Annotated in this window: 23 protein-coding genes; 5 read left to right on the forward strand and 18 right to left on the reverse strand. The window is 68.2% G+C overall.

The window, feature by feature from the left end; translation table 11 throughout:
• Window positions 1-40 precede the first annotated feature (40 nt).
• The 8 genes from B0293_RS32485 to pafA all read right to left on the reverse strand — a co-directional run bounded on the left by B0293_RS32485 (window position 41) and on the right by pafA (window position 5,287).
• The gene (locus B0293_RS32485) at window positions 41-382 is read right to left on the reverse strand and encodes an ArsR/SmtB family transcription factor (protein ID WP_005150893.1); all 342 of its coding nucleotides are present in this window, start codon (window positions 380-382) and stop codon (window positions 41-43) included.
• A gap of 12 nt (window positions 383-394) precedes the next feature.
• On the reverse strand, window positions 395-721 hold the full coding sequence (locus B0293_RS44920) for a beta propeller repeat protein (protein WP_005150892.1): 327 nt from the start codon (window positions 719-721) through the stop codon (window positions 395-397).
• Between the two features lie 114 nt (window positions 722-835).
• Window positions 836-1,438 carry a WD40/YVTN/BNR-like repeat-containing protein gene (locus tag B0293_RS44925; protein WP_005150891.1) on the reverse strand — a complete coding sequence of 201 codons (603 nt, stop codon included), beginning with the start codon at window positions 1,436-1,438 and terminating at the stop codon, window positions 836-838.
• Window positions 1,439-1,514: 76 nt separating this feature from the next.
• A complete protein-coding gene (locus tag B0293_RS32495; RefSeq protein ID WP_245191821.1) occupies window positions 1,515-2,075 on the reverse strand; it encodes a hypothetical protein in 561 nt (186 codons plus the stop codon).
• Window positions 2,072-2,830: a hypothetical protein gene (locus tag B0293_RS32500; RefSeq protein WP_039915399.1), complete on the reverse strand. Its 759-nt coding sequence runs from the start codon at window positions 2,828-2,830 to the stop codon at window positions 2,072-2,074. The genes B0293_RS32495 and B0293_RS32500 overlap by 4 nt, the downstream gene beginning before the upstream one ends.
• A gap of 24 nt (window positions 2,831-2,854) precedes the next feature.
• Complete coding sequence (locus tag B0293_RS32505) at window positions 2,855-3,178, reverse strand: hypothetical protein (protein WP_005150881.1); 324 nt, start codon at window positions 3,176-3,178, stop codon at window positions 2,855-2,857.
• Window positions 3,178-3,771 carry a hypothetical protein gene (locus B0293_RS32510; protein WP_052014261.1) on the reverse strand — a complete coding sequence of 198 codons (594 nt, stop codon included), beginning with the start codon at window positions 3,769-3,771 and terminating at the stop codon, window positions 3,178-3,180. The genes B0293_RS32505 and B0293_RS32510 overlap by 1 nt, the downstream gene beginning before the upstream one ends.
• 157 nt (window positions 3,772-3,928) lie before the next feature.
• Window positions 3,929-5,287 carry a Pup--protein ligase gene (pafA, locus tag B0293_RS32515; protein WP_005150872.1) on the reverse strand — a complete coding sequence of 453 codons (1,359 nt, stop codon included), beginning with the start codon at window positions 5,285-5,287 and terminating at the stop codon, window positions 3,929-3,931.
• 147 nt (window positions 5,288-5,434) lie between these two features.
• On the opposite strand from pafA, the gene B0293_RS32520 reads away from it, so the two are divergent.
• Complete coding sequence (locus tag B0293_RS32520; RefSeq protein ID WP_005150871.1) at window positions 5,435-6,913, forward strand: bifunctional phosphatase PAP2/diacylglycerol kinase family protein; 1,479 nt, start codon at window positions 5,435-5,437, stop codon at window positions 6,911-6,913.
• Here the strand turns inward: B0293_RS32520 and B0293_RS32525 are convergent.
• The 5 genes from B0293_RS32525 to dop all read right to left on the reverse strand — a co-directional run bounded on the left by B0293_RS32525 (window position 6,910) and on the right by dop (window position 11,586).
• Window positions 6,910-7,884, reverse strand: coding sequence for an ArsR/SmtB family transcription factor (locus tag B0293_RS32525; RefSeq protein ID WP_005150870.1), 975 nt, complete (start codon window positions 7,882-7,884; stop codon window positions 6,910-6,912). The two genes, B0293_RS32520 and B0293_RS32525, sit on opposite strands and share 4 nt — an antisense overlap.
• 184 nt (window positions 7,885-8,068) lie before the next feature.
• Window positions 8,069-8,830: a proteasome subunit alpha gene (gene prcA, locus B0293_RS32530; RefSeq protein ID WP_005150868.1), complete on the reverse strand. Its 762-nt coding sequence runs from the start codon at window positions 8,828-8,830 to the stop codon at window positions 8,069-8,071.
• 52 nt (window positions 8,831-8,882) lie between these two features.
• The gene (gene prcB / locus B0293_RS32535; protein ID WP_005150865.1) at window positions 8,883-9,719 is read right to left on the reverse strand and encodes a proteasome subunit beta; all 837 of its coding nucleotides are present in this window, start codon (window positions 9,717-9,719) and stop codon (window positions 8,883-8,885) included.
• A 72-nt stretch (window positions 9,720-9,791) separates the two neighbouring features.
• A complete protein-coding gene (locus B0293_RS32540) occupies window positions 9,792-9,986 on the reverse strand; it encodes a ubiquitin-like protein Pup (RefSeq protein WP_005150863.1) in 195 nt (64 codons plus the stop codon).
• 97 nt (window positions 9,987-10,083) lie between these two features.
• Entirely contained in the window at window positions 10,084-11,586 is a 1,503-nt protein-coding gene (gene dop / locus B0293_RS32545; RefSeq protein ID WP_005150861.1) for a depupylase/deamidase Dop, read from the reverse strand.
• 43 nt (window positions 11,587-11,629) lie between these two features.
• Between dop and B0293_RS32550 the strand changes: the two genes are divergently transcribed.
• Window positions 11,630-12,160 carry an NUDIX hydrolase gene (locus tag B0293_RS32550; protein ID WP_005150859.1) on the forward strand — a complete coding sequence of 177 codons (531 nt, stop codon included), beginning with the start codon at window positions 11,630-11,632 and terminating at the stop codon, window positions 12,158-12,160.
• Here B0293_RS32550 and B0293_RS32555 read toward each other — a convergent pair.
• Genes B0293_RS32555 through B0293_RS32570 form a run of 4 tightly spaced genes read right to left on the reverse strand, consistent with a single transcriptional unit; the run spans window position 12,157 to window position 14,936 of the window.
• A complete protein-coding gene (locus B0293_RS32555; protein ID WP_005150854.1) occupies window positions 12,157-12,762 on the reverse strand; it encodes a hypothetical protein in 606 nt (201 codons plus the stop codon). The genes B0293_RS32550 and B0293_RS32555 overlap by 4 nt on opposite strands.
• 55 nt (window positions 12,763-12,817) lie before the next feature.
• Window positions 12,818-13,765 carry an aldo/keto reductase gene (locus tag B0293_RS32560; protein ID WP_005150847.1) on the reverse strand — a complete coding sequence of 316 codons (948 nt, stop codon included), beginning with the start codon at window positions 13,763-13,765 and terminating at the stop codon, window positions 12,818-12,820.
• Window positions 13,762-14,106 (reverse strand): hypothetical protein, encoded by a 345-nt coding sequence (locus tag B0293_RS32565; protein ID WP_005150839.1) that lies wholly within the window; start codon window positions 14,104-14,106, stop codon window positions 13,762-13,764. Before B0293_RS32565 ends, B0293_RS32560 begins: the two co-directional genes overlap by 4 nt.
• Window positions 14,103-14,936: a hypothetical protein gene (locus B0293_RS32570; protein WP_143254682.1), complete on the reverse strand. Its 834-nt coding sequence runs from the start codon at window positions 14,934-14,936 to the stop codon at window positions 14,103-14,105. Before B0293_RS32570 ends, B0293_RS32565 begins: the two co-directional genes overlap by 4 nt.
• Window positions 14,937-15,043: 107 nt before the next feature.
• On the opposite strand from B0293_RS32570, the gene B0293_RS32575 reads away from it, so the two are divergent.
• Entirely contained in the window at window positions 15,044-15,967 is a 924-nt protein-coding gene (locus B0293_RS32575) for a DMT family transporter (protein WP_005150836.1), read from the forward strand.
• A 52-nt stretch (window positions 15,968-16,019) separates the two neighbouring features.
• On the opposite strand, the gene arc is transcribed toward B0293_RS32575, so the two are convergent.
• A complete protein-coding gene (gene arc, locus B0293_RS32580; protein WP_005150834.1) occupies window positions 16,020-17,822 on the reverse strand; it encodes a proteasome ATPase in 1,803 nt (600 codons plus the stop codon).
• 363 nt (window positions 17,823-18,185) lie between these two features.
• Here arc and B0293_RS32585 point away from each other — a divergent pair, with 363 nt between their 5' ends.
• Window positions 18,186-19,031: a hypothetical protein gene (locus B0293_RS32585; RefSeq protein WP_005150832.1), complete on the forward strand. Its 846-nt coding sequence runs from the start codon at window positions 18,186-18,188 to the stop codon at window positions 19,029-19,031.
• A gap of 10 nt (window positions 19,032-19,041) precedes the next feature.
• The gene (locus B0293_RS43805; protein WP_005150830.1) at window positions 19,042-19,491 is read left to right on the forward strand and encodes a hypothetical protein; all 450 of its coding nucleotides are present in this window, start codon (window positions 19,042-19,044) and stop codon (window positions 19,489-19,491) included.
• The last annotated feature ends 390 nt before the right edge of the window (window positions 19,492-19,881 follow it).

Below are 19,881 nucleotides of genomic sequence, written 5' to 3' on the forward strand. Positions count from 1 at the left end.
GAACTATCGCAGATTCTCGATATGTTATTCCCGGCCGAGCTCAGATGGAGCGTCCCAGCAGGTCGACGAGTTGCGCGATCCGCTGTTCGTCACGCCGGTAGTGCGTCCACTTCCCCACCCGGGTGGACCGGACGAGCCCGGCGCGCTGGAGCAACGCCATGTACGCCGACACCGTGGACTGCGCGAGTCCCAGCTTCTCCTGGAGATGGCTGACGCAGACGCCGACCTCGTTCTGGTCGGCGATGGCCCGCTCCGGCGGGAAATGCCGGTCCGGTTCGCGCAGCCAGCCGAGCACCTGGAGCCGGATCGGGTTGGCGAGCGCCTTCAGCACCTCGACCAGATGCTCGGCGGTCTCCGGAACGGGTTGCGCGTGTGTGGTCATGGTCCTTCGAGCTTAAACCCCGCTGAGCCGGGCAGCCCTGCCCTTGGCTCCGCTCGCCCAGCACGCGCCGCGGGCGCAGTCGACCGAGTCCAGGGATCCGGTGTCGAACGACTTCCAGTGCCGTCCGCCGTCCGGGCTCAGGTCGCTCCCGCCGGGACCGACGGCGATGACCGTGTTCCCCAGCCACGCCAGCCCGGACCGGTAGCCGACCGGGGCCTCCGGCGGCGTCCGCCAGGTGCGCCCCTTGTCCGCGCTCAGCGCGACCGCCGGTCCGGCCGCGTTCGGCGCCGCGTAATCGCCACCGATGGCCACGCCGTGCCGCGGGTCCCGGAACGTCACCGAGAAGACCCCGCTGGAGGCGCCACTCGGCAGCGGGGTGTCGGCGGCTTCCCAGGTCTTCCCGCCGTCACCGGAGTGCAGGACGCGTGCGCGGGACCCACCGCCGGTGGCGATCTAGGCGTCTCGCGGACCCGCCGTGGTGAGGCACTGGCCGCTGGCGGCGAACCCGAACTCGCCGTCGAGCGCGGGGACCATTCCCTCGGCGGGCACGGCCGTCCAGGTGCGGCCGCCGTCCGAAGTGGACTGCAACCGGAACTTGCCCTCCACCGGATCGCTCATCGCGAGACCGCGCCGGTGGTCGAAGAACGCGACACAGTCGTAGAACGCGGCGGGGTCACTGTTCTGGAAGGACAGTCGCCAGCTCTTGCCGCCGTCGTCGGTGCGATAGATCCGGGACGCGTCGCCGGGCCCGATGGACAGGGCGACCGCGTGCTCGGCGTCGAAGGCCTCGATGTCGCGGAAGTCCAGCGCCTCGGTGCCTGCCGGGGCGACGGGCTTCCAGGTGCGGCCACGATCGGTGGTCCGCAGGATGGTGCCTTTACTACCGCTGACCCACGCCGTACGGGAATCCACCGCGGAGAGCCCGCGCAACTGCGCGTCCGTGCCCGTCGGGGTCTCCGTCCACGCGGGATCGGGACATTCCGGCGCGGCGTGCGCGACGCCGGTGAACGCCAGCGGGACAACCGCTCCCAGCACGACCAGCAACGCACGGCGCATCGGCGTACCTCTCCCTCGGTCGAAGAATCGCGCCGGTCACCCTAGCGTGGCCGACGGCGACCTGGCGAGGCTCGAGTCAGCCGGACTCCTGCGCGAGATGCTTCTGCACCCTCTCGACAGTTGGGAAGAACAACCTGTGGGAGACAACAAGGTTGACGATCGTCAAGATCATCGCGAGTACAGGTAGCAGCGTGTACATCACGATGCCGGGCGTCACTTCGATGCGATCCTGCGGGTTGTACCGCCCGGACGAAGCCACCCCGGGCACGTAGAAGAACAAGAAAGCTGCCATCGCGAAAATCGCACCCGCACACAACCCCGCCTCGACTCCCCGCAGGAGGATGGCGCCTTTCGTTTCGACACTGCCGGTTCTCACGAGCGTCCGTGCGATCAGCATGGCGATTCCCGACAACAGCAACGCACCGGCCGCGAAAGTGGCCATCCCCATGGTCAGGACGTTGGCGCCATCGGTCGAGGTCGGAAGAACTCGCCCCGCGATCTGGATGACGACCACCATGAGCAGGCCGATCGCGCCCGTTCCGCCCCCGAGGCTGGTGGCGATTTCGCGGATGGTTCCTATCATCCCGGTCGGGAGGCGACGATAGGGTTCCGTCGGCCACGCGCTCGAGTAGGTCACGTTTGCCGCTTCCAGTCAGTCGAGTGCGACATCGATTCCGTGTTGGTCCTTGGCCACGTGACACCAAGGGAATCCACTTTGTCCTGAATCGCGGTCTGCTCCACTCGGATGCTGTTGGTGAGCGAATCCACCGCGCTGATAGTGGTGAAAATCGACGCGATGCCGGCGCCGATCATCCCGACCAGAATCGCGACCGCGGCCGGAATGCCGACAACACTGATCGCACTGAGGACGGCAACGACGGCAGCGATGGCCAAGGCCGCGAAGGTTCCATATATCTGGGTCCAGAAGCTGTCGAGACCGTTGGCGAGGTTGACCAGCGAGTTCCGGATCTGAAGCCCCAGATCCTTGAGCGAGTTCAACCCCGCGATCTGAGCGGGTACCGTAGCCTTGTACGTCTCGGCGGCCCTGCCGCTCCATTCGATGTTCGTCTTGAGCTTGTCCAAGGATACCGAACCGGCGACATCCCCGGTGCTTTTGCCAATCCGGTCCGACCATTCAGCAGCCACCTGCCTCAGCTTGGCAGGGTCACCTTTGTCATTGATGAACCGGATGATCGAGTCCCAGAACTCGGTCAACTTCCCGTTCAGCGCGTTCATTCCCCGACGGACAGGTTCGATGAGATCCGAGAGGATGTCCGGCACCCAGCTCATCACGTCATTCACTTTGTCGAACAGCTCACGGATCTTGTCTTCGATTTCACGAAGCTTTTCCATCGACTGATCGATGACCGGATTCGCTCCAGCGGCAGTCATGGTGGATTCCCCTCGGATGTGTCGCTAGCCGCGGCCGGCGCGATCGATGTCGGCCGCGCGCTGGTCCTCGTCGTGGGCGTACCGATCGGCCGCAGCGCGCAAGGAGGTGGACAGTGCGCGGAAGTTGTCTCCCGCCTGGTCGATCATGTCCTGGATGAGCGCGCGGGCCTGGTTGTACTGCTTGTCGAGACCCTTCGCCGCCGCATACGACATGACGTCTCGTGGGGTCAGGCCGAGCGGATCGATCGCCGCGCGAGGAGGGGCGAGAGCGTCCGCGGCGGCGTCCCACAGGTCCGCGTCCGAAGTCAGCGCGTCCAGCGCCAGCGTGATGTCGTGAGCGTCAGCCATTACGCCTGCTCCCTGTTGCTCGACGGTTCGAGACCAACCCGGCGCGCCATCCGGTGCGGGTCGACGAGCAGTCCCATGATCTCGGCGATCGCGGGACCTTCGGGACCGTCAGCCAGGCCAGGTGGAGTAGCTGCCTCGCGAAGCTGCCGGAGCACGTCGAGGATCTCGCTCTCGATCTCGCCTTTGCGGACCTGCGCCACCCACGACAGGTCGATCTCCACGGCGATGACCTGTCCGTTCGCCACGGTGCCGTGGACATGACCGCCGCGACTCTCGGCGGTGATGCGGCGGTCGACGACCGCCGCGGCCCGCTCGGTGAACTGCGCCAGCTCGGCGGTCGCGGCCTCCACGAGCCGAAGCATGTCCTGAGTACCAAGGGGCGACTCGTCAGACGTGGACGCGGGCGTCGCGCCGAAGGTCGGCATCGGGGGCGGGTTTCGGGCGACGTCGTCCATTTGCCGCCCCAAGGCGGCGATGGTGGCGGCATTCGCGGCCGATGTCACCGCGCTGTGCAGTCCACGCGGGTCGACTGACTGTTTCCACTCCGGCGAGAGGAGCACGGAGAGAACGTCGGCCTCCGGCGACACGATCACGGTGACGACCTCGGTGGATCGTCGTCCCGTTCCAGTTCTTCCTCGAAAGCCCACCGCTCGTCGTCCATCCTCGCCCTCCCCGGCTCAGAACCTACAGCGATCCACACGGTACATGGAGTGACGATCGCGTGTCGGCCGGTTCTGAGCCGGGTGTAGGTCAGAGCGAGGAAATGAGCCTTTCGACCCGTTCGTCCACCGAGCGGAACGGGTCCTTGCACAGCACGGTCCGCTGCGCCTGGTCGTTCAGCTTGAGGTGCACCCAGTCGACGGTGAAGTCACGCCCGGCGGCCTGCGCGGCGGCGATGAAGTCACCGCGCAGCTTCGCCCGCGTGGTCTGGGGTGGGGTGTCCTTGGCCAGTTCGATCTCGCCGTCGTCGGTCACCCGGCGCACGAGGCCCTTGCGCTGCAGCAGGTCGAAGATGCCGCGGCCGCGCCGGATGTCGTGGTAGGCCAGGTCGAGCTGGGCGATCCGCGGGCTCGACAGGTCGAGGTCGTGCTTGGCGCGGTAACGCTCGACCAACCGGTGCTTGATCGCCCAGTCGATCTCGGTGTCGATCTTGCTGAAGTCCTGCTGCTCCACCGCCTCCAGGGCCCGGCCCCAGAGCTCGACGACGCGCTCGGACTGCGGCGACGAGCCGGTCTCCTTGACGTGCTGGACGGCGCGGGCGTGGTACTCGCGCTGGATGTCCAGCGCGGACGCCTCGCGACCGCCGGCGAGCCGCACCTGGCGACGGCCGGTGAGATCGTGGCTGATCTCGCGGATGGCCCTTATCGGGTTGTCCAGGGTGAAGTCACGGAACTGGACGCCTGCCTCGATCATCTCCAGCACCAGGTTCGCCGACCCGACCTTGAGCATCGTGGTCGGTTCGGCCATGTTCGAGTCGCCGACGATCACGTGCAGGCGCCGGTAGCGCTCCGCGTCGGCGTGCGGCTCGTCGCGGGTGTTGATGATCGGCCGCGAGCGCGTGGTGGCGCTGGAGACGCCTTCCCAGATGTGTTCCGCCCGCTGGGACAGGCAGTACACCGCGCCACGCGGCGTCTGCAGCACCTTTCCCGCGCCGCAGATCAGCTGCCGGGTCACCAGGAACGGCAGCAGCACGTCGGCGATCCGTGAGAACTCCCCGGCACGGGTGACGAGGTAGTTCTCGTGGCAGCCGTAGGAGTTGCCCGCCGAGTCGGTGTTGTTCTTGAACAGGAAGATGTCGCCGCCGATGCCCTCGTCCGCCAGCCGCCGCTCGGCGTCGACCAGGAGGTCCTCGAGGATCCGCTCCCCGGCCTTGTCATGCGTGACGAGCTGGACGAGGTCGTCGCATTCCGCCGTCGCGTACTCCGGGTGGGAGCCCACGTCGAGGTAGAGCCGCGAGCCGTTCGACAGGAAGACGTTCGAGGAACGCCCCCAGGACACGACACGCCGAAACAGGTAACGCGCCACTTCGTCCGGGGAGAGCCTGCGTTGCCCGTGAAAGGTGCACGTCACCCCGAACTCGGTCTCGATGCCAAAGATCCGCCGCTGCATCCCACCAGAGTAGGCGGTGAGACCCCACTGAAGGTGCGCCGTTCGGGCGGCGACACGCGGTCGGTACGTTGCATTCGGTGAAAGGTGTGCGGGATGTCCCGATCGGGTATCACGCACATGACGTCCCGGCCCGGAAGTGGGGAACCCGTGTTAAAGCAGCTCAAGCGCCCTTTCCGCAAGGTCGGGCGGACCGACAGACGGTTGATGGCACGAAGCGCGGCGCTGCCGAGGACCAGGGCCGACGACGTGATCACGTCGCTCTCCAAAAGTGCCGACAAATCCAAGCTCTGGTGGTGTGTCGCGGTCGCGCTCGCGGCGAAGAAGGGCCCGACACGCCGAGGCGCGCTCCGCGGCGTGGCCGCCATCGCCGGGGCGAGTGCCGCGGCGAACCTGATCGGCAAGCCGCTGTTCCCCCGCCGCCGTCCCGCGGCCGAGGAGGTCCCGCTGCACCGGCGTCTCGTCCGGCGTCCGACCTCGTCGTCGTTCCCGTCCGGACACTCGGCGTCGGCGGCCGCCTTCGTGACGGCCGTCGCGATGGAGTCGCCCAAGGCGGGCGCGGCCCTCGTGCCGCTGGCCGCCGCCGTCGCCTACTCCCGGGTCCACACCGGCGTCCACTGGCCCAGTGACGTCGGCGTCGGGATCGGCATCGGCGTCGGCGCGGGCCTGCTGACGCGGCACTGGTGGCCGCTGAACCCCGACGTCCCCGGACGCACCGCGCACACCGCCGACGCACCCGAGATGCGCGACGGCGAGGACATGCTCGTCCTGGTCAACCCGCATTCGGGGATCGACGGCCAGGATCCGACCGAGGAAGCCCGCTTCGCCTGGCCCAAGGCCACCATCCTGTACCCGGACGCGAAGCGGGACCTGCGCGAACAGCTCTGCGACGAGATCGCCGCCCGCGACAACACGGTGCGCGCGCTCGGCGTGGCCGGTGGGGACGGGACGGTCGCCGCGGTGGCCGCCGTCGCGGCCGACCACGACCTGCCGCTCGCGCTCATCCCGGCCGGCACCCTCAACCACTTCGCCCGCGACGTCGGCATGCGCTCGATGCCCGACGCGGACGCCGCCACCGAAGCGGGCAACGCCGTCGGTGTCGACCTCGGCGAGGTCGAGATCAACGACGACGATGACCACCGCTACTTCGTCAACACCGCCAGCCTCGGCGGCTACCCGGAAATGGTGCGGATAAGGGAGAAGCTGCAGAAGCGGCATCCGAAGTGGCCGTCCGCGGCGATCGCGCTCGCCCGCACCCTCCGGCGCGCCAAACCGCTGGAAGTGACCCTCAACGGCAAGAACACCAGTATCTGGCTGCTGTTCGTCGGCAACGGCACCTACTCGCCCAAGGGATTCGCGCCCTCGCACCGCCCGGCGCTCGACACCGGCCTCCTCGACGTCCGCTACCTGCGGGCCGACCTGCCCTACTCGCGGGCGCGGTTCATCCTCGCGACGATCACGAACAGCCTCAACGCCAGCCACGTCTACCAGGAACTCGACGTCCCGGAACTCCATGTCCGGCTGCTCAACGGCAACCGGCGCGTCGCCACCGACGGCGAGGTCGGACCGCTCGGCAACGACTTCCTGTTCCGGTCGCGGTCCAGCGCGCTGACCATCTACCGGCTCTAGGTTCCCAGCAGGGCGCTGCCCAGTGGTGTCAGCGAGTGCAGCACGGCGTTGCGGTCGCGTTCGGTGGTGATCAGCCCGGCGCGCCGCAACACGGTCGTGTGTTTGCTGGCCGCCGACGGCGTCACGCCCAGTCTGGCGGCGACTTCCGACGTGCTGCACCCGGCCGCGAGGACCGCGAGCGTCGCCGCCCGGGTCGGCCCGAGCAGGTCGGCCAGGGCGGCGTCCGGGGTTCTTCGGAGGTCGGAGCCGTCCCCGGTCGCCGGTGTGGCCTGCCGTGCCGCCGGATACAGCAGCCGGACCGGCGCCTCTCCTTCCGCCGGGACGATCACCGGGCACACCGCGAAGTACGTCGGCGAGAGCGTCAGCCCCGCGCCACCCGCGCCACAGGAACCGATGATCCCGTCGCCGATCTCCAGCACCGGGCACACCCAGCGCACCAGTGGCCGCAGGCTCGTCATCACCGCGTCGACGCCGTCGTGCAGCAACAGCCGCGCCCGCATCCCTCGGTCCGCGTCGACCTGGGCCCGTGCCGGTTCCCATACTGGAGCCAGAGACAGTTCGAAGTAGTCCTGCAGCGCCTGGACGAGCTTCGGGAGCCCGGCGGTGTCCCCGTCCGGCAGGCTCGCCGCCCAGGCGGGCAGCTCACGGTTGACCGGGAAGTCCTGCAACGCCGTCTTCAGGCACACCGGGTCGGTCCGGGCGATCTCGTCGAGCCCCGCCGCCAAACCGCCTTCTTCGGTGTGCGGCACGAGAAACGCCGGGATCGGCGCGTACGGCCGGCACAGCCACAGCAGTACCGAGGCCGACTCCGCCAGCCCGAGCCGGACCCGGTGACGCCACCGGTTGAACAACGCCGTGCCGGCGTCACTCCGCTGAAGGATCTGCAAGCTAGAAACCAGCTCGGTCAAGGGATCGGCTTCGGGCGCGAGTCGGACGCGCGTCAGGTCCTGCAACGTCAGCTCGATGCGCACGGATGTCCTCGCCTTGATCGAAGTCGTAGCCGTGTGATCGCGAGCCGCGACATTCCGTTACGTCCTGATGACGGTATTCGACCGAATCCCACTGTCGTGTCCACTGTGTACAGCGGCCGACACCGTGAAGGCCCCCTTCCTTGCGTCTGACGCAGGGAAGGGGGCCTTCACGGTGTAGAGAGGCTCAGTCCTTCTTGGACTCACCTTCGGGCTTGTCGCCCTTGGCGTCGTCCTTCTCCGGCTCCTCCGGCTCCGCGGGCAGCAGCGCGTCCAGCGCCGCACCGGCGACCCGGCGGAACTTGCGGCCACGCCGCTCCCGCTCCAGGACGGCGACTTCCAGCTTCACCGGGTCCGAGTCACCGTTGGCGGGTGCCGGGGTGTTGTCGCGCAACGCCTTCACCGCGACACCGAGCGCGACCTCCAGCTCCATGTCCGGCTCGAAGCTCTCCTTCAGCTTCGTGGTGAGCGTGTCGGCCTGACCGCCCATCACGACGAACTTCGGCTCGTCGAAGATCGAGCCGTCGTAGGTCAACCGGTACAGCTGGTCCTCGGCGGCCGTCGCGCCGACCTCCGCGACGCAGACCTCGACCTCGAACGGCTTCAGCTGCTCGGTGAAGATGCTGCCCAGCGTCGCGGCGTACGCGTTCGCCAGCGCACGCGCGCTGACGTCCCGCCGGTCGTACTGGTAGCCCTTCAGGTCCGCGTGCCGGATCCCGGCGACGCGGAGGTTTTCGAACTCGCTGTACCGGCCCACGGCCGCGAAACCGATCCGGTCGTAGATCTCAGAGACCTTGTGCAACGTCGCCGAAGGGTTCTCGGCCACGAACAGCACGCCACCGCGGTACTTGAGCACGACCACGCTCCGGCCACGCGCGATGCCCTTGCGCGCGATCTCGGAACGCTCCCGCATCAACTGCTCGGGAGAGGCGTACAACGGCATCGTCACTGTGGTGCTCCGCTCTTTCTGGCTCTCATCGGAAAGGGACAGGGAGGACTGACTAGCGCCCGCGCTCGGCTCGTGCGGCGACGACCGCCTCGGCCACCGCGGTAGTCTGCTCGAGCGGCAACGCCACCGCACCCTGCTCCGCGGTGACCGTCACGATCGTCGGGAAGATCCGGCGCACCAGATCCGGTCCGCCGGTCGCGGTGTCATCGTCCGCCGCGTCGTACAACGCCTCCACCGCCGTCCGGATCGCGGCTTCGGCGTCCGCGTCCGGGTCGTACAGCTTCTTCAGCGAACCCTTCGCGAACAGCGAACCCGAGCCGATGGCGTGGTAACCGGCGCTCTCCTCGTAGCGCCCGCCCGTCGCGTCGTACGAGACGATCCGGCCCGCGTGCTTCGCGTCCTCCGCGTCGAGGTCGTATCCGACGAACAGCGGCAGCACGGCCAGCCCCGCCATCGCCATCTCGAGGTTGGACTTCACCAGTCCCGCGAGCTTGTTCGTCTTGCCGTCGAGCGAGAGCGAAACACCCTCGATCTTCTCGTAGTGCGCCAGTTCGACCGCGTACAGCCGCACCATCTCGATCGCCAGCCCGGCCGAGCCCGCGATGCCCACCGCCGAGTACTCGTCGGCGACGTGGACCTTCTCCATGTCCCGCGAAGCGATCAGATTGCCCGACGTCGCCCGCCGGTCACCGGCGATCAGCACCCCGCCCGCGAACTTGACCGCGACGATCGTCGTCCCGTGCGGAACGTCCAGTCCGCCCGACCCGGCCGCGACACGCCGCTCCGGGAGCAGCTCGGGCGCCTGCGCCCGAAGGAAGTCCGAGAACGACGAGGTCGCCGACGAGAAGTACGCGGCGGGCAGCGCCGACTTACCCGAGGTGTGTTCCATACGTGCTCAAAGTTCCAATCTGTGTGATCCGCCGGCTCCGCACAGGCGGCCGCGAGGGCCGCCGCGAGACGGTTACTCGCCGCCCTTTTGCACGTACGCGCGCACGAAGTCCTCGGCGTTCTCCTCGAGTACGTCGTCGATCTCGTCGAGGATCGTGTCGACGTCCTCACCGAGCTTCTCGCGCCGTTCCTGGCCCGCCGGACCGCCGCCCTCGAACTCTTCGTCCGAGTCGCCTCCGCCGTGCTTTTCGATCTTTTCCTGAGCCATCTCGCCTCCCGGTGTGGCCGATGTTTCCTAGCCTACCCAGCGGTCCCGACATTCCGTGGGATCCGTGATCGCTTAACCCCGATGAAAGGAAATCCCGCTAGTCCGAACCGGTGAGCGCCTCCACCAGCTCCTCGGCGGTCGCGGAGTCGTCCAGCAACTTCCCCACGTGGGCCTTCGTGCCCCGCAACGGCTCCAACGTCGGGATCCGCACCAGCGATTCCCTGCCGACGTCGAAGATGACCGAATCCCAGGACGCCGCGGCGATGGAGCTGGCGTACTTCTCCAGCGTGCGGCCCCGGAAGTAGGCCCTGGTGTCGGAAGGCGGGGTCGTGATCGCCTCCAGCACCTCCTCCTCGGACACCAGGCGCTTCATCGAGCCCCTGGTGACGAGCCTGTTGTACAGGCCCTTGTCCAGCCGGACATCCGAGTACTGCAGGTCGACCAGCCGCAACCGCGGCGCGCCCCAGGCCAGCTGGTCCCGAGCGCGGTAGCCCTCGAGCAACCGCAGCTTCGCCGGCCAGTCCAGCCTGTCCGCGCATTCCTGGGGGTCCCGCGCCAGCGCGTCCAGGATCTCGCCCCAGACCCGCAGGACCTCCTTGGAGGCCTCGTCCGCGCCGGTGCGCTCCAGGTTCGCCGACGCGATCTCGTGGTAGGCGAACTGGAGGTCCAGCCCGGTGTACTTCCGCCCGTTGGCCAGCGACACCTTCGCCTTCAGCGTGGGGTCGTGGCTGATCTGGTGCACCGCGCGCACCGGCTCGTCGAGTTTCAGGTCGTCGAACCGGATGCCCGCCTCGATCAGGTCCAGCACCAGCGCCGTCGTCCCGACCTTGAGGTACGTCGAGTACTCGGCGAGGTTGGCGTCGCCGATGATGACGTGCAGGCGCCGGTACTTGTCCGCGTCGGCGTGCGGTTCGTCGCGCGTGTTGATGATGCCGCGTTTGAGCGTCGTCTCCAGGCCGACCTCGACCTCGATGTAGTCGGAGCGCTGCGAGAGCTGGAAGCCCGCTTCCTCGCTCTGCTGACCGACACCGACGCGACCCGAACCGGTGACCACCTGACGGGACACGAAGAACGGCGTCAGCCCCGCGATCACCGCGGTGAACGGCGTCGAGCGCTGCATCAGGTAGTTCTCGTGCGTGCCGTAGCTCGCGCCCTTGCCGTCGACGTTGTTCTTGTACAGCTGCAACGGGGGCTGGCCGGGGACGGTGGCGGCCTTGCGCGCCGCCTCCTCCATGACCCGCTCCCCCGCCTTGTCCCAGATGACCGCGTCGCGCGCGTTCGTCACCTCGGGCGCCGAGTACTCCGGGTGAGCGTGGTCGACGTACAGCCGCGCCCCGTTGGTCAGGATCACGTTCGCCGCGCCGAGGTCCTCGACGTCCGGGTCGTGGCCGGGGCCGCTCGGGCCGGTCAGGTCGAACCCACGCGCGTCGCGCAAGGGCGATTCCACCTCGTAGTCCCACCGCGCCCGCCTCGCCCGCGGGATGTCCGCCGCGGCCGCGTAGGCCAGCACGACCTGAGTCGAGGTAAGTACCGGGTTCGCCGTCGCGTCGCCCGGCACCGCGATGCCGTACTCGACTTCGGTTCCCATGATCCGCCGCATACCCACCACCCTACGGGGTCGGAGGCGTGCGACGATGCCCCCCATGTCAGGCAGTGACGAACTCGTTGCGCTCTATGACCTCGACGGAACCGTGGTGGGAGCGGCCACCCGTTCCCGGGTCCGCGCCGAGGGCCTCTGGCACGCGGCGGGCGTGGTGTTGGTCCGTTCGGGTGATGGAGAGCGCGTCTACGTGCATCTCCGTACGGCCACCAAGGACGTCTATCCCTCCACATGGGACTGCTGGGCGGGCGGCATCGTCGCGGCGGGCGAGACTCCGGAGGAATGCGCCCGCCGGGAACTGGCTGAAGAACTGGGTGTTCACGGAGTGGAACTGCGGCCGCTCTTCACCCACATCACCGACGACGAGACGATCCGGGCCCACAACTTCGCCTTCGAAGCGCGGTGGGACGGCCCCTTCGTCCATCAGCGGTCCGAAGTGGTCGAAGGACGATGGCTGACGCTGCGCGAGTTGCGTTCGTGGCTCGACGATCCGGAGAGCCGGTTCATCCCTGATGGACGTCTGGGCGCGCTGGAGTGGTTCCGGCGGGAGGACGCCCGCCAGGACACGGTCTAGGCCGAACGGAGGCGCTGCGCGACGATCGGCAGCAGCCGCTTCGCCGCGTCCGTCGCCCGAGCCTCGGTTCCGGCGGTCACGCTGAGGGCGGAGACGAGTTTCCCCTTGGCGAGCAACACGGTGCACGTCGTTCCTTGGCACCAGGCGCGCTGGGCTTCGACGCCGGTCTGCTTCGTCAGCGTGACCTTCTTGCCGTCGCAGTCCGCCTGGGCGACGACGTCCGCGGCGTCACGGTCGGTGTACTCGGTGACCTGATGCTCCAGTGTCGAACCGCTCGGGTACGACCACGCCGTCGAACGGCTCGTGCCGCGGGTCAAGCCGGTCAGACAGCCGGACACCTTGCTCTCACCCGGGACGACCTCTTCCTCCGCGACGTCCTCGTCGGTCAGCAACGCGGCGGAAACCGCGGCGGGGACGCGAGCCTGGGTCGACGGCGGCGGGACCGGAGCGGCCTGCGGCTTCACCGAAGGTTGCGCGGGTTCGACCGTGGGCGTCGGTGTCGGGTCGTCGTAGTAGGTGTCGAGGTCGTTGGGCCGGTCGGCGCATCCCGACAGACCGAACAGCGCGACCGTCGCCACCGCGAGCACCTGCCGATGACGCACCCTCGAGCCTCCCCGGTGTCCCGCCTGATGTTTGCCGCGAGACTAGTCCAGCCCCTCAGTGCCAGCCGAGGCAGGACCTGTGCCGCCAGTAGGCGACCGGTTCTTCGGCGAGCGCGGCCAGCTCCGAGAGCTCTTCGGCGGTCAGCTTCGCCTTCGCGGCAACGAGATTCTTCGCGAGCTGCGCGGTGCTCGACGGGCCGATGACCGCGACCGGCCGCCAGTCCTGCGCCAGGACGGCCGCGATCGCCACCGCGTCCGGTCCCGCCCCGTGCTCCCGCGCGATCCGCGCGAGCACCGCGGGCGGCTCGACCACCAGCCGTCCGTTCGCGACGGTTTCCTTGACCAGCACCTGTTTCCCGGCGGCACGCGCCTCCGCGAGCGCCGGGCCGACGGAGGGTTCGAGCAGATTCCACGTCGACTGCACGGCACTGAACACCGGTGTCCCGGCCACTTCCAGCTCGAACGCCCGGCGGATCGCGTCGGCCTGCGCCGGGCCGGACGTGGAGAAACCGACCGGGACACCGTCGGCGGCGAGTTCGGCCAGCGCCCCGATCAGCCGCTCGTCGGTGAACAGTGGACTGTCCACAGTGAGCGAGTGGACCTGGTAGAGCGAGACGGCTTTCCCCAGCAGGTCAACGGTTTCCGCCCACTGCCCGGCGAACCTCGCCGCGGTGTGCTCCTTGACCTCGTGCACGTCCGCGTCGAGCTTCCACTCGCCCACGTAGCGGTAGCCCCATTTGCTCGACACCGTCACGTCGCGGTGGGCGCGATCGGCGAGCCAGCCGGCGAGGAACTCCTCCGACGAACCATACGAACGGGCGACATCGATCCACCGGACGCCCGCGCGGTACGCGTCGTCCAGCACGTCGTAGGTCGCCGCGCGCATGGCCTCGAACTCGCGTCCGGGCGGGAGCGCGTCGGCCCGGCCGAGGTTGATGTACGCGGGCCTGCCGAGCGCCGCGAGGCCGACGGCGATCCGGTCGCCGATCTCCGAGTCCGTCACCGGGCTCCTTCGTTCTTGTGGCGGAGGATCGCGAGCCACTGGCTCGAGTTCTGCGCCTGCCGGTGGAGCTTTTCGAGGCGGGCCGCCGGAGCCCGAACGTAACCCTTGCCGAACACCGGCGCGATCTGACGGAGGCTGGCGCCCTCCTCCCTGGCGGCGAGCAGTGCCCAGTCGGACGCGTCGGCGCAGGCCGCGGAGGCGCGCCTCAACTCGCCCAGCAGCTCGATGAGCTCGGGCGCGCTCAGCTCTCCCGCTTGGACGGCGGCCGCCGTCGTTTCCAGCCACGCCAGGACATCGGCTTCGGTGATCGGCGCGCGCGGGCGCCCGGAGGATTCGCTCACAGCCTCGAAGTATAGGGCGTTATACGCTCGCCGACCGTGAGCACCACGCCGGGAACCTGCTCGCCGATGTCCGGGACCTCCGTCGCCAGCCGCTCCACCGACCGCCTTACCGCGCCGAACGGATCCTGGTCCAGGCCGGCGTCGACGAGCAGATCAAGCAGCGCCTTACTCCGCCTGCCCGAGGCGACGACGTCCCCCTCGACGGAAATCTCCACCGAGCCGAGCCAGCCGTAAGCCACCACCAGCGGACGCCGGATCGAGGAAATGGTCGCGCGGACGATCTCGACGGTTTCGGTCCACATATCGGGATCTTCGTCGTGGAAGCACGCACGCCAGGCGACAGCGGGATCGTCGGTGTCCTTGACGGCTTCCGGATCCAGGGGGTCGAACCTTCCCGTCCCGTTCGCGAACTTCCCGTCCGGCAGGACGCGCAACGCCCAGTGTTCACTGGCGCGTTCGTGCGCCGAAATCCGCAACTCGCGTCCCGGGGCGGGCTTCATCCGCCGCGGAAGGCCGGGATGCACCGGCCCGTCCGGGATCTCGGGTCCTCGCGCGGGCAGGAACTCGGGATCGCCCATCGCCTCGGCGGCGAATCCGGCCGGGAAGATCAGTCCCTCGGTCAGGGCACGCAGGTCGTTCCGCCCGACCAGCCAGGCCGCCGGATCGGACGACGCGGCGAGCTCGTCGGCCCATGCGTCAGTCGCACCTGTGACCGCAAGCGCCCCGCCGCGGTCCAGTTCGACCTCCCACTGCGCGCTTCCCGCCAGGCCCAGCGCGGACAGCGGCGCCACCGGCGCGGCCGCCATGCGCCGCTCGATTCTCGTCCCCATGCACGGAACCTACTGGAGGCGTCGGACACATCGTCCGAAAACCGCTGGAGCGCCAAAGCGATTCCGGATTCACTGGGCTCGAAGTCGAGAACTTGAGAGAAGGACAATTGGGACGTTTCGGTATCGCGATCCGATTCGCGGCGCTCGCGATCGTATGGGGTGCGAGCTTTCTGTTCATCAAAATCGGTCTCACCGGTTTGTCGCCTGCCCAGGTGGCGCTTTCCCGCGTCTGTCTCGGCGCGGTGGCGCTGATCGCCATCGCCGCCTGGCGCCGCAAGCCACTCCCCCGCGATCCGGCCGTCTGGGGCCATCTCGCGGTCGTTTCCGTCCTCCTGTGCGTGATCCCGTTCCTGCTGTTCTCCTGGGCCGAGCAGTACATCTCCTCCGGGCTGGCCAGCATCTTCAACGCGACGACGCCGCTGATCACCATGCTCATCGCCGCGGCCGCCCTGCCGTCCGAGCGGTTCACGAAGGCCCGCACGACCGGTCTGGTCCTCGGATTCCTCGGCGTGCTGACCATCGTCGGGGTGTGGCAAGGGATCGACATCTCCCACGAGCTGACCGCACAGCTGGCCTGCCTCGGCGCGACGACCTGCTATGGGATCTCGTTCGTCTACGTGCGGCGGTTCATCTCCTGGCGGAACCTCGACGCGCCGACGATCGCGCTCGGGCAGGTCTGCTGCGGCTCCGTCGTGATGCTGCTGCTCGCGCCGTTCATCGCGACGACGCCGGTGCACCTCGACACCTCGATCGTCCTCAGCATGATCGCGCTCGGGGCGCTGGGCACCGGCCTCGCGTACGCCTGGAACGCGTCGATCATCGCGGCGTGGGGCGCGTCGAACGCGTCGGCGGTGACCTACCTCACACCCGTGGTCGGCGTGCTGCTCGGCGTCCTGGTCCTCGACGAGCCGTTGGCGTGGAACCAGCCCGTCGGCGCGCTGCTCGTCGTACTCGGGATCCTGGCCGCGCACGGGCGCCTGAGCCCGCGCAAGAAGGCCGAAGAAGCCGTCGCCGTGAAAACACCCGCGTAAACGAAGGGGCCCTTCGCCGCATGGCCTGCGGCGAAGGGCCCCTTCGGCTTGCTTACAGGTACTGACCGGTGTTCGTGGCGGTGTCTATGGCCCGCCCCGAGTCCTGGTTCTTGCCGGTGACGAGCGTGCGGATGTAGACGATCCGCTCGCCCTTCTTGCCGGAGATCCGGGCCCAGTCGTCCGGGTTGGTGGTGTTGGGCAGGTCCTCGTTCTCCGCGAACTCGTCGACGATCGCGTCCAGCAGGTGCTGCACGCGCAGGCCGGGCTGCTTGGTCTCCAGCACCGACTTGATCGCCGACTTCTTCGCCCGGTCCACGATGTTCTGGATCATCGCGCCCGAGTTGAAGTCACGGAAGTACAGGACCTCCTTGTCACCATTGGCGTAGGTGACCTCGAGGAACCGGTTCTCGTCCGTCTCCTCGTACATCCGCTCGACCGTGTGCTGGATCATCGCGTCGAACGTCGCCCGGACATCGCCGCCGAACTCGGCGAGGTCGTCCGAATGGATCGGCAGACCGTCGGACAGGTACTTGGAGAAGATGTCCTTCGCGCCTTCGGCGTCCGGACGCTCGATCTTGATCTTGACGTCGAGCCGGCCCGGCCGCAGGATCGCCGGGTCGATCATGTCCTCGCGGTTGGAGGCGCCGATGACGATGACGTTCTCCAGGCCCTCGACACCGTCGATCTCCGAAAGCAGCTGCGGGACGATCGTGGTCTCCACATCGGAGGACACGCCCGAACCGCGGGTGCGGAAGATCGAGTCCATCTCGTCGAAGAACACGATCACCGGGGTGCCTTCGGAGGCCTTTTCCCGAGCCCGCTGGAAGATCAGGCGGATGTGCCGCTCGGTCTCCCCGACGAACTTGTTCAGCAGCTCCGGCCCCTTGATGTTCAGGAAGTAGGACTTCCCGTCCGCCGCGTCGCCGCGTGCTTCCGCGACCTTCTTGGCGAGCGAGTTGGCCACCGCCTTCGCGATGAGGGTCTTACCGCAGCCAGGAGGCCCGTAGAGCAGCACGCCCTTGGGCGGGCGCAGCTGGTACTCCTGGTAGAGATCCGCGTGCAGGAACGGAAGCTCGACGGCGTCTCGGATCTGCTCGATCTGCCGGGTGAGGCCACCGATGTCCTCGTAGCGGACGTCGGGCACCTCCTCCAGCACGAGATCCTCGACCTCCGCCTTCGGCACGCGCTCGTAGGCGTAACCGGCCTTCGAGTCCACCAGCAGGGAATCACCCGGCTTGAGGGGCTGTTCGGCCAGCGGATCGGAGAGCAGGACGACCCGCTCCTCGTCCGCGTGCCCGACCACCAGCGCACGGGGGCTGCCGCCCTCGACGTCCGGTGCCAGCACCTCGCGCAGCGCGCAGACCTCGCCGATCCGCTCGAAGTCACCGCCTTCGACGACGGTGAGCGCCTCGTTGAGCCGCAACGCCTGTCCGCGCTGCAGCGACGAGACCTCGACCGCGGGTGAGACCGAAACCCGCATCTTGCGGCCCGCGGTGAACACGTCCACCGTGTTGTCCTCGTACGCGGTGACGAACACGCCGTAACCGCTCGGAGGCTGGGCCAGCCTGTCGACCTCCTCTCGCAACGCGAGCAACTGGCCACGCGCCTCGCGGAGCGTCTCGACCAGTTTCGTGTTGCGTTCCGTGAGTTGGCTCACTCGTTCCGACGCCTCGGCGAGTCGCTGCTCCAGCACTCGGTTCTGACGTGGGGAATCGGTGAGCTTCCGGCGCAGCAGAGCCACTTCCTCCTCGAGGAAGCGAATTTGTCGTGCCTGCTCGTCGGACGTGGTTCCAGCTCCGGTCGTTTCTGAAGGGTCGGCCTCCTCGCGCCGACCTCCGGGAAGGTCATGATGCATCGGGCACCTCCTCGGAGTGCTTTTCATTCCACGGTACCGGCGATCACCGACAATAAAAGGCCTTTCCGCATCACAAGATCGGCGCGTCGCGTTCCGGACGGCCTGACAGCACGTACCTTCGTGCCGCGCAAGGGGCCATCCCGGTGCCGGGTCCGGCACTCTACTGGTCACATTCCGTCCACCTACCCTGACCTGCGGCGGGATACCCGGCTCCGTCCGGGTGCAAACGGGATTCCGGTATCAGTTCGGCCCTAATCGAGCGGCGATCCGGCTCGGTGGCTAGCATCGGGCCGACGTTCGCCGGGGAGGCGGACCGGCAGGTCGTGTTGAGCATTTTCGCAGAACAGCTAGGGGGCAACAGCCATGACTTACCCGCCGCAGCAGCCCGGCGGCTACGGACAGGATCCGTACGGCCAGCAGGGCGGGTACCCGCAGAGCGGTCCCCAGCCGCAACAGGGATACCCCGGTGGCGGCCAGTACGGCCAGCAGCCCGGTCAGTACGGACAGGACCCGTACGGCCAGCAACAGGGCGGCTACCCGCAGAGCGGGCCTCAGCCCCAGCAGGGATACCCGGGTGCCACGCAGCAGTTCGGCCAGGCGGACCCGTACGGGCAGCAGCAAGGCGGCTACAACGCCTACCCGCAGGAAGGCGGGTTCGGCGGCGAGCCGCCCAAGAAAAAGAAGACCGGCCTGATCGTCGGCATCGCGATCGGTGCGGTCGTGCTGGTCGGTGGCGGTGTCACCGCGCTGGTCATCGCGCTGAACTCGGGTGACGACAACCCGACCGCGGCGCCGCCCGCCAGTTCCAGCAGCGCCGCTCCGACGGGTTCCGCTTCGTCGTCCTCGAAGCCGTCCACCTCGTCGACCCGGAGCAAGTCCAGTTCGCCGTCCACCTCGTCGACCCCCAAGGGCTCAGGACCGGCCCCGCTGGGCAAGGCGTCGCCGGAGGAGGTCTCCGACGCGGTGTTCAACGCCTACAACTCGCACGACGGCAAGACCGTCGCGCAGTCGGCCTGCCGCAGCGTGAACACCAAGGACGACATCTCGATCGCCAAGGACCTCAAGCTCGTGAAGGCCGGGGAACTGGCGACCAGCGGGGACACGGCGAAGCTCCCGATCACGGCCACCACGGAAGGCAAGACCGAGACCGGAACCCTCAACTTCAAGAAGGAATCCGACCTCTGGTGCTTCACCGGCGCGAAGCGCTGATCCGGCACCGGTGTCCAGCAGGCTGATCGCCGTTCTCGCCGGATGCGGCGCGGTCGTGGTCGGTGTCGTGGTGGGGCTGCTGCTGGTGGCCCCGTCCGGCTCCGAACCGGCCGCGCCGGATTCGGCGACACCCACGTCGTGGCCGAGTTCGTCCCGTCCGGTCCCGGTGGATCCGAACGTGGCGGCGGTCGAGGTGGTCGGCAAGGCGATCGCCGCGGCCATCGTCAATCACGACGCGACGGCGTTCGGCAAGCTCACCTGCGTCCAGCAGTCGTCGGCCGATCTGGCCGCGCTCAAACGGAAGTGGGAGGCGGCGGGCAAGGTGTCCGCGACCGTCCCGGATCCGCCGACCGTCGGCGGGGACTCCGCGACGGTGACCGTGCACGTCGAGGGTGCGGGCGGCCAGAAGGACACACCCTTTCCCTTGAAGAAGCGCGACGGCAAGTGGTGCGTGCCGTGATGTCCGTCGAGCGCTGACGAAAACTCGCCGAAGGGGCGTCTGTCCGCTTGCAACTTGCGTTGTGCGCGGGTTGGTCAGACGGCGGCCTCGGCGAGTGTCATATGCCTACCCGGTCCGTGAAGGCCCGCTTGCCTACCCTGAAGGTAGTGAAGGAGGCCTTCACGGACTCGGTGATCGCCATGTCCACCCGAGACGCGGCAGCCGTCACGATGGCCGCGTGTGAAGGACCCCTTCCCTCGGCTCAGCCGAGGAAACTCGACCTTCACATCCCTGAGGGGTAAGGCGGAGTGGCGTTTCAGTCGCTCGCCCACACGCTGACCTTGGACGGCGCGAAAGCCACTTTTGAGACATTGAGCGTCGCGAAAGTGGGGCGGTCTCAACTGGTTGTTG

The organism is Amycolatopsis azurea DSM 43854 (assembly GCF_001995215.1).
GTDB lineage: Bacteria > Actinomycetota > Actinomycetes > Mycobacteriales > Pseudonocardiaceae > Amycolatopsis > Amycolatopsis azurea.

What these genes read in the sequence shown, in the direction of transcription:
- B0293_RS32485 (WP_005150893.1), bottom strand. Translation starts at nt 382, where the DNA reads ATGACCACACACGCGCAACCCGTTCCGGAGACCGCCGAGCATCTGGTC.
- B0293_RS44925 (WP_005150891.1), bottom strand. Translation starts at nt 1,438, where the DNA reads ATGCGCCGTGCGTTGCTGGTCGTGCTGGGAGCGGTTGTCCCGCTGGCG.
- B0293_RS32500 (WP_039915399.1), bottom strand. Translation starts at nt 2,830, where the DNA reads ATGACTGCCGCTGGAGCGAATCCGGTCATCGATCAGTCGATGGAAAAG.
- B0293_RS32505 (WP_005150881.1), bottom strand. Translation starts at nt 3,178, where the DNA reads ATGGCTGACGCTCACGACATCACGCTGGCGCTGGACGCGCTGACTTCG.
- pafA (WP_005150872.1), bottom strand. Translation starts at nt 5,287, where the DNA reads ATGCAGCGGCGGATCTTTGGCATCGAGACCGAGTTCGGGGTGACGTGC.
- prcB (WP_005150865.1), bottom strand. Translation starts at nt 9,719, where the DNA reads ATGGAACACACCTCGGGTAAGTCGGCGCTGCCCGCCGCGTACTTCTCG.
- B0293_RS32540 (WP_005150863.1), bottom strand. Translation starts at nt 9,986, where the DNA reads ATGGCTCAGGAAAAGATCGAAAAGCACGGCGGAGGCGACTCGGACGAA.
- dop (WP_005150861.1), bottom strand. Translation starts at nt 11,586, where the DNA reads ATGCGGCGGATCATGGGAACCGAAGTCGAGTACGGCATCGCGGTGCCG.
- B0293_RS32550 (WP_005150859.1), top strand. Translation starts at nt 11,630, where the DNA reads ATGTCAGGCAGTGACGAACTCGTTGCGCTCTATGACCTCGACGGAACC.
- B0293_RS32570 (WP_143254682.1), bottom strand. Translation starts at nt 14,936, where the DNA reads ATGGGGACGAGAATCGAGCGGCGCATGGCGGCCGCGCCGGTGGCGCCG.
- arc (WP_005150834.1), bottom strand. Translation starts at nt 17,822, where the DNA reads ATGCATCATGACCTTCCCGGAGGTCGGCGCGAGGAGGCCGACCCTTCA.
- B0293_RS32585 (WP_005150832.1), top strand. Translation starts at nt 18,186, where the DNA reads ATGACTTACCCGCCGCAGCAGCCCGGCGGCTACGGACAGGATCCGTAC.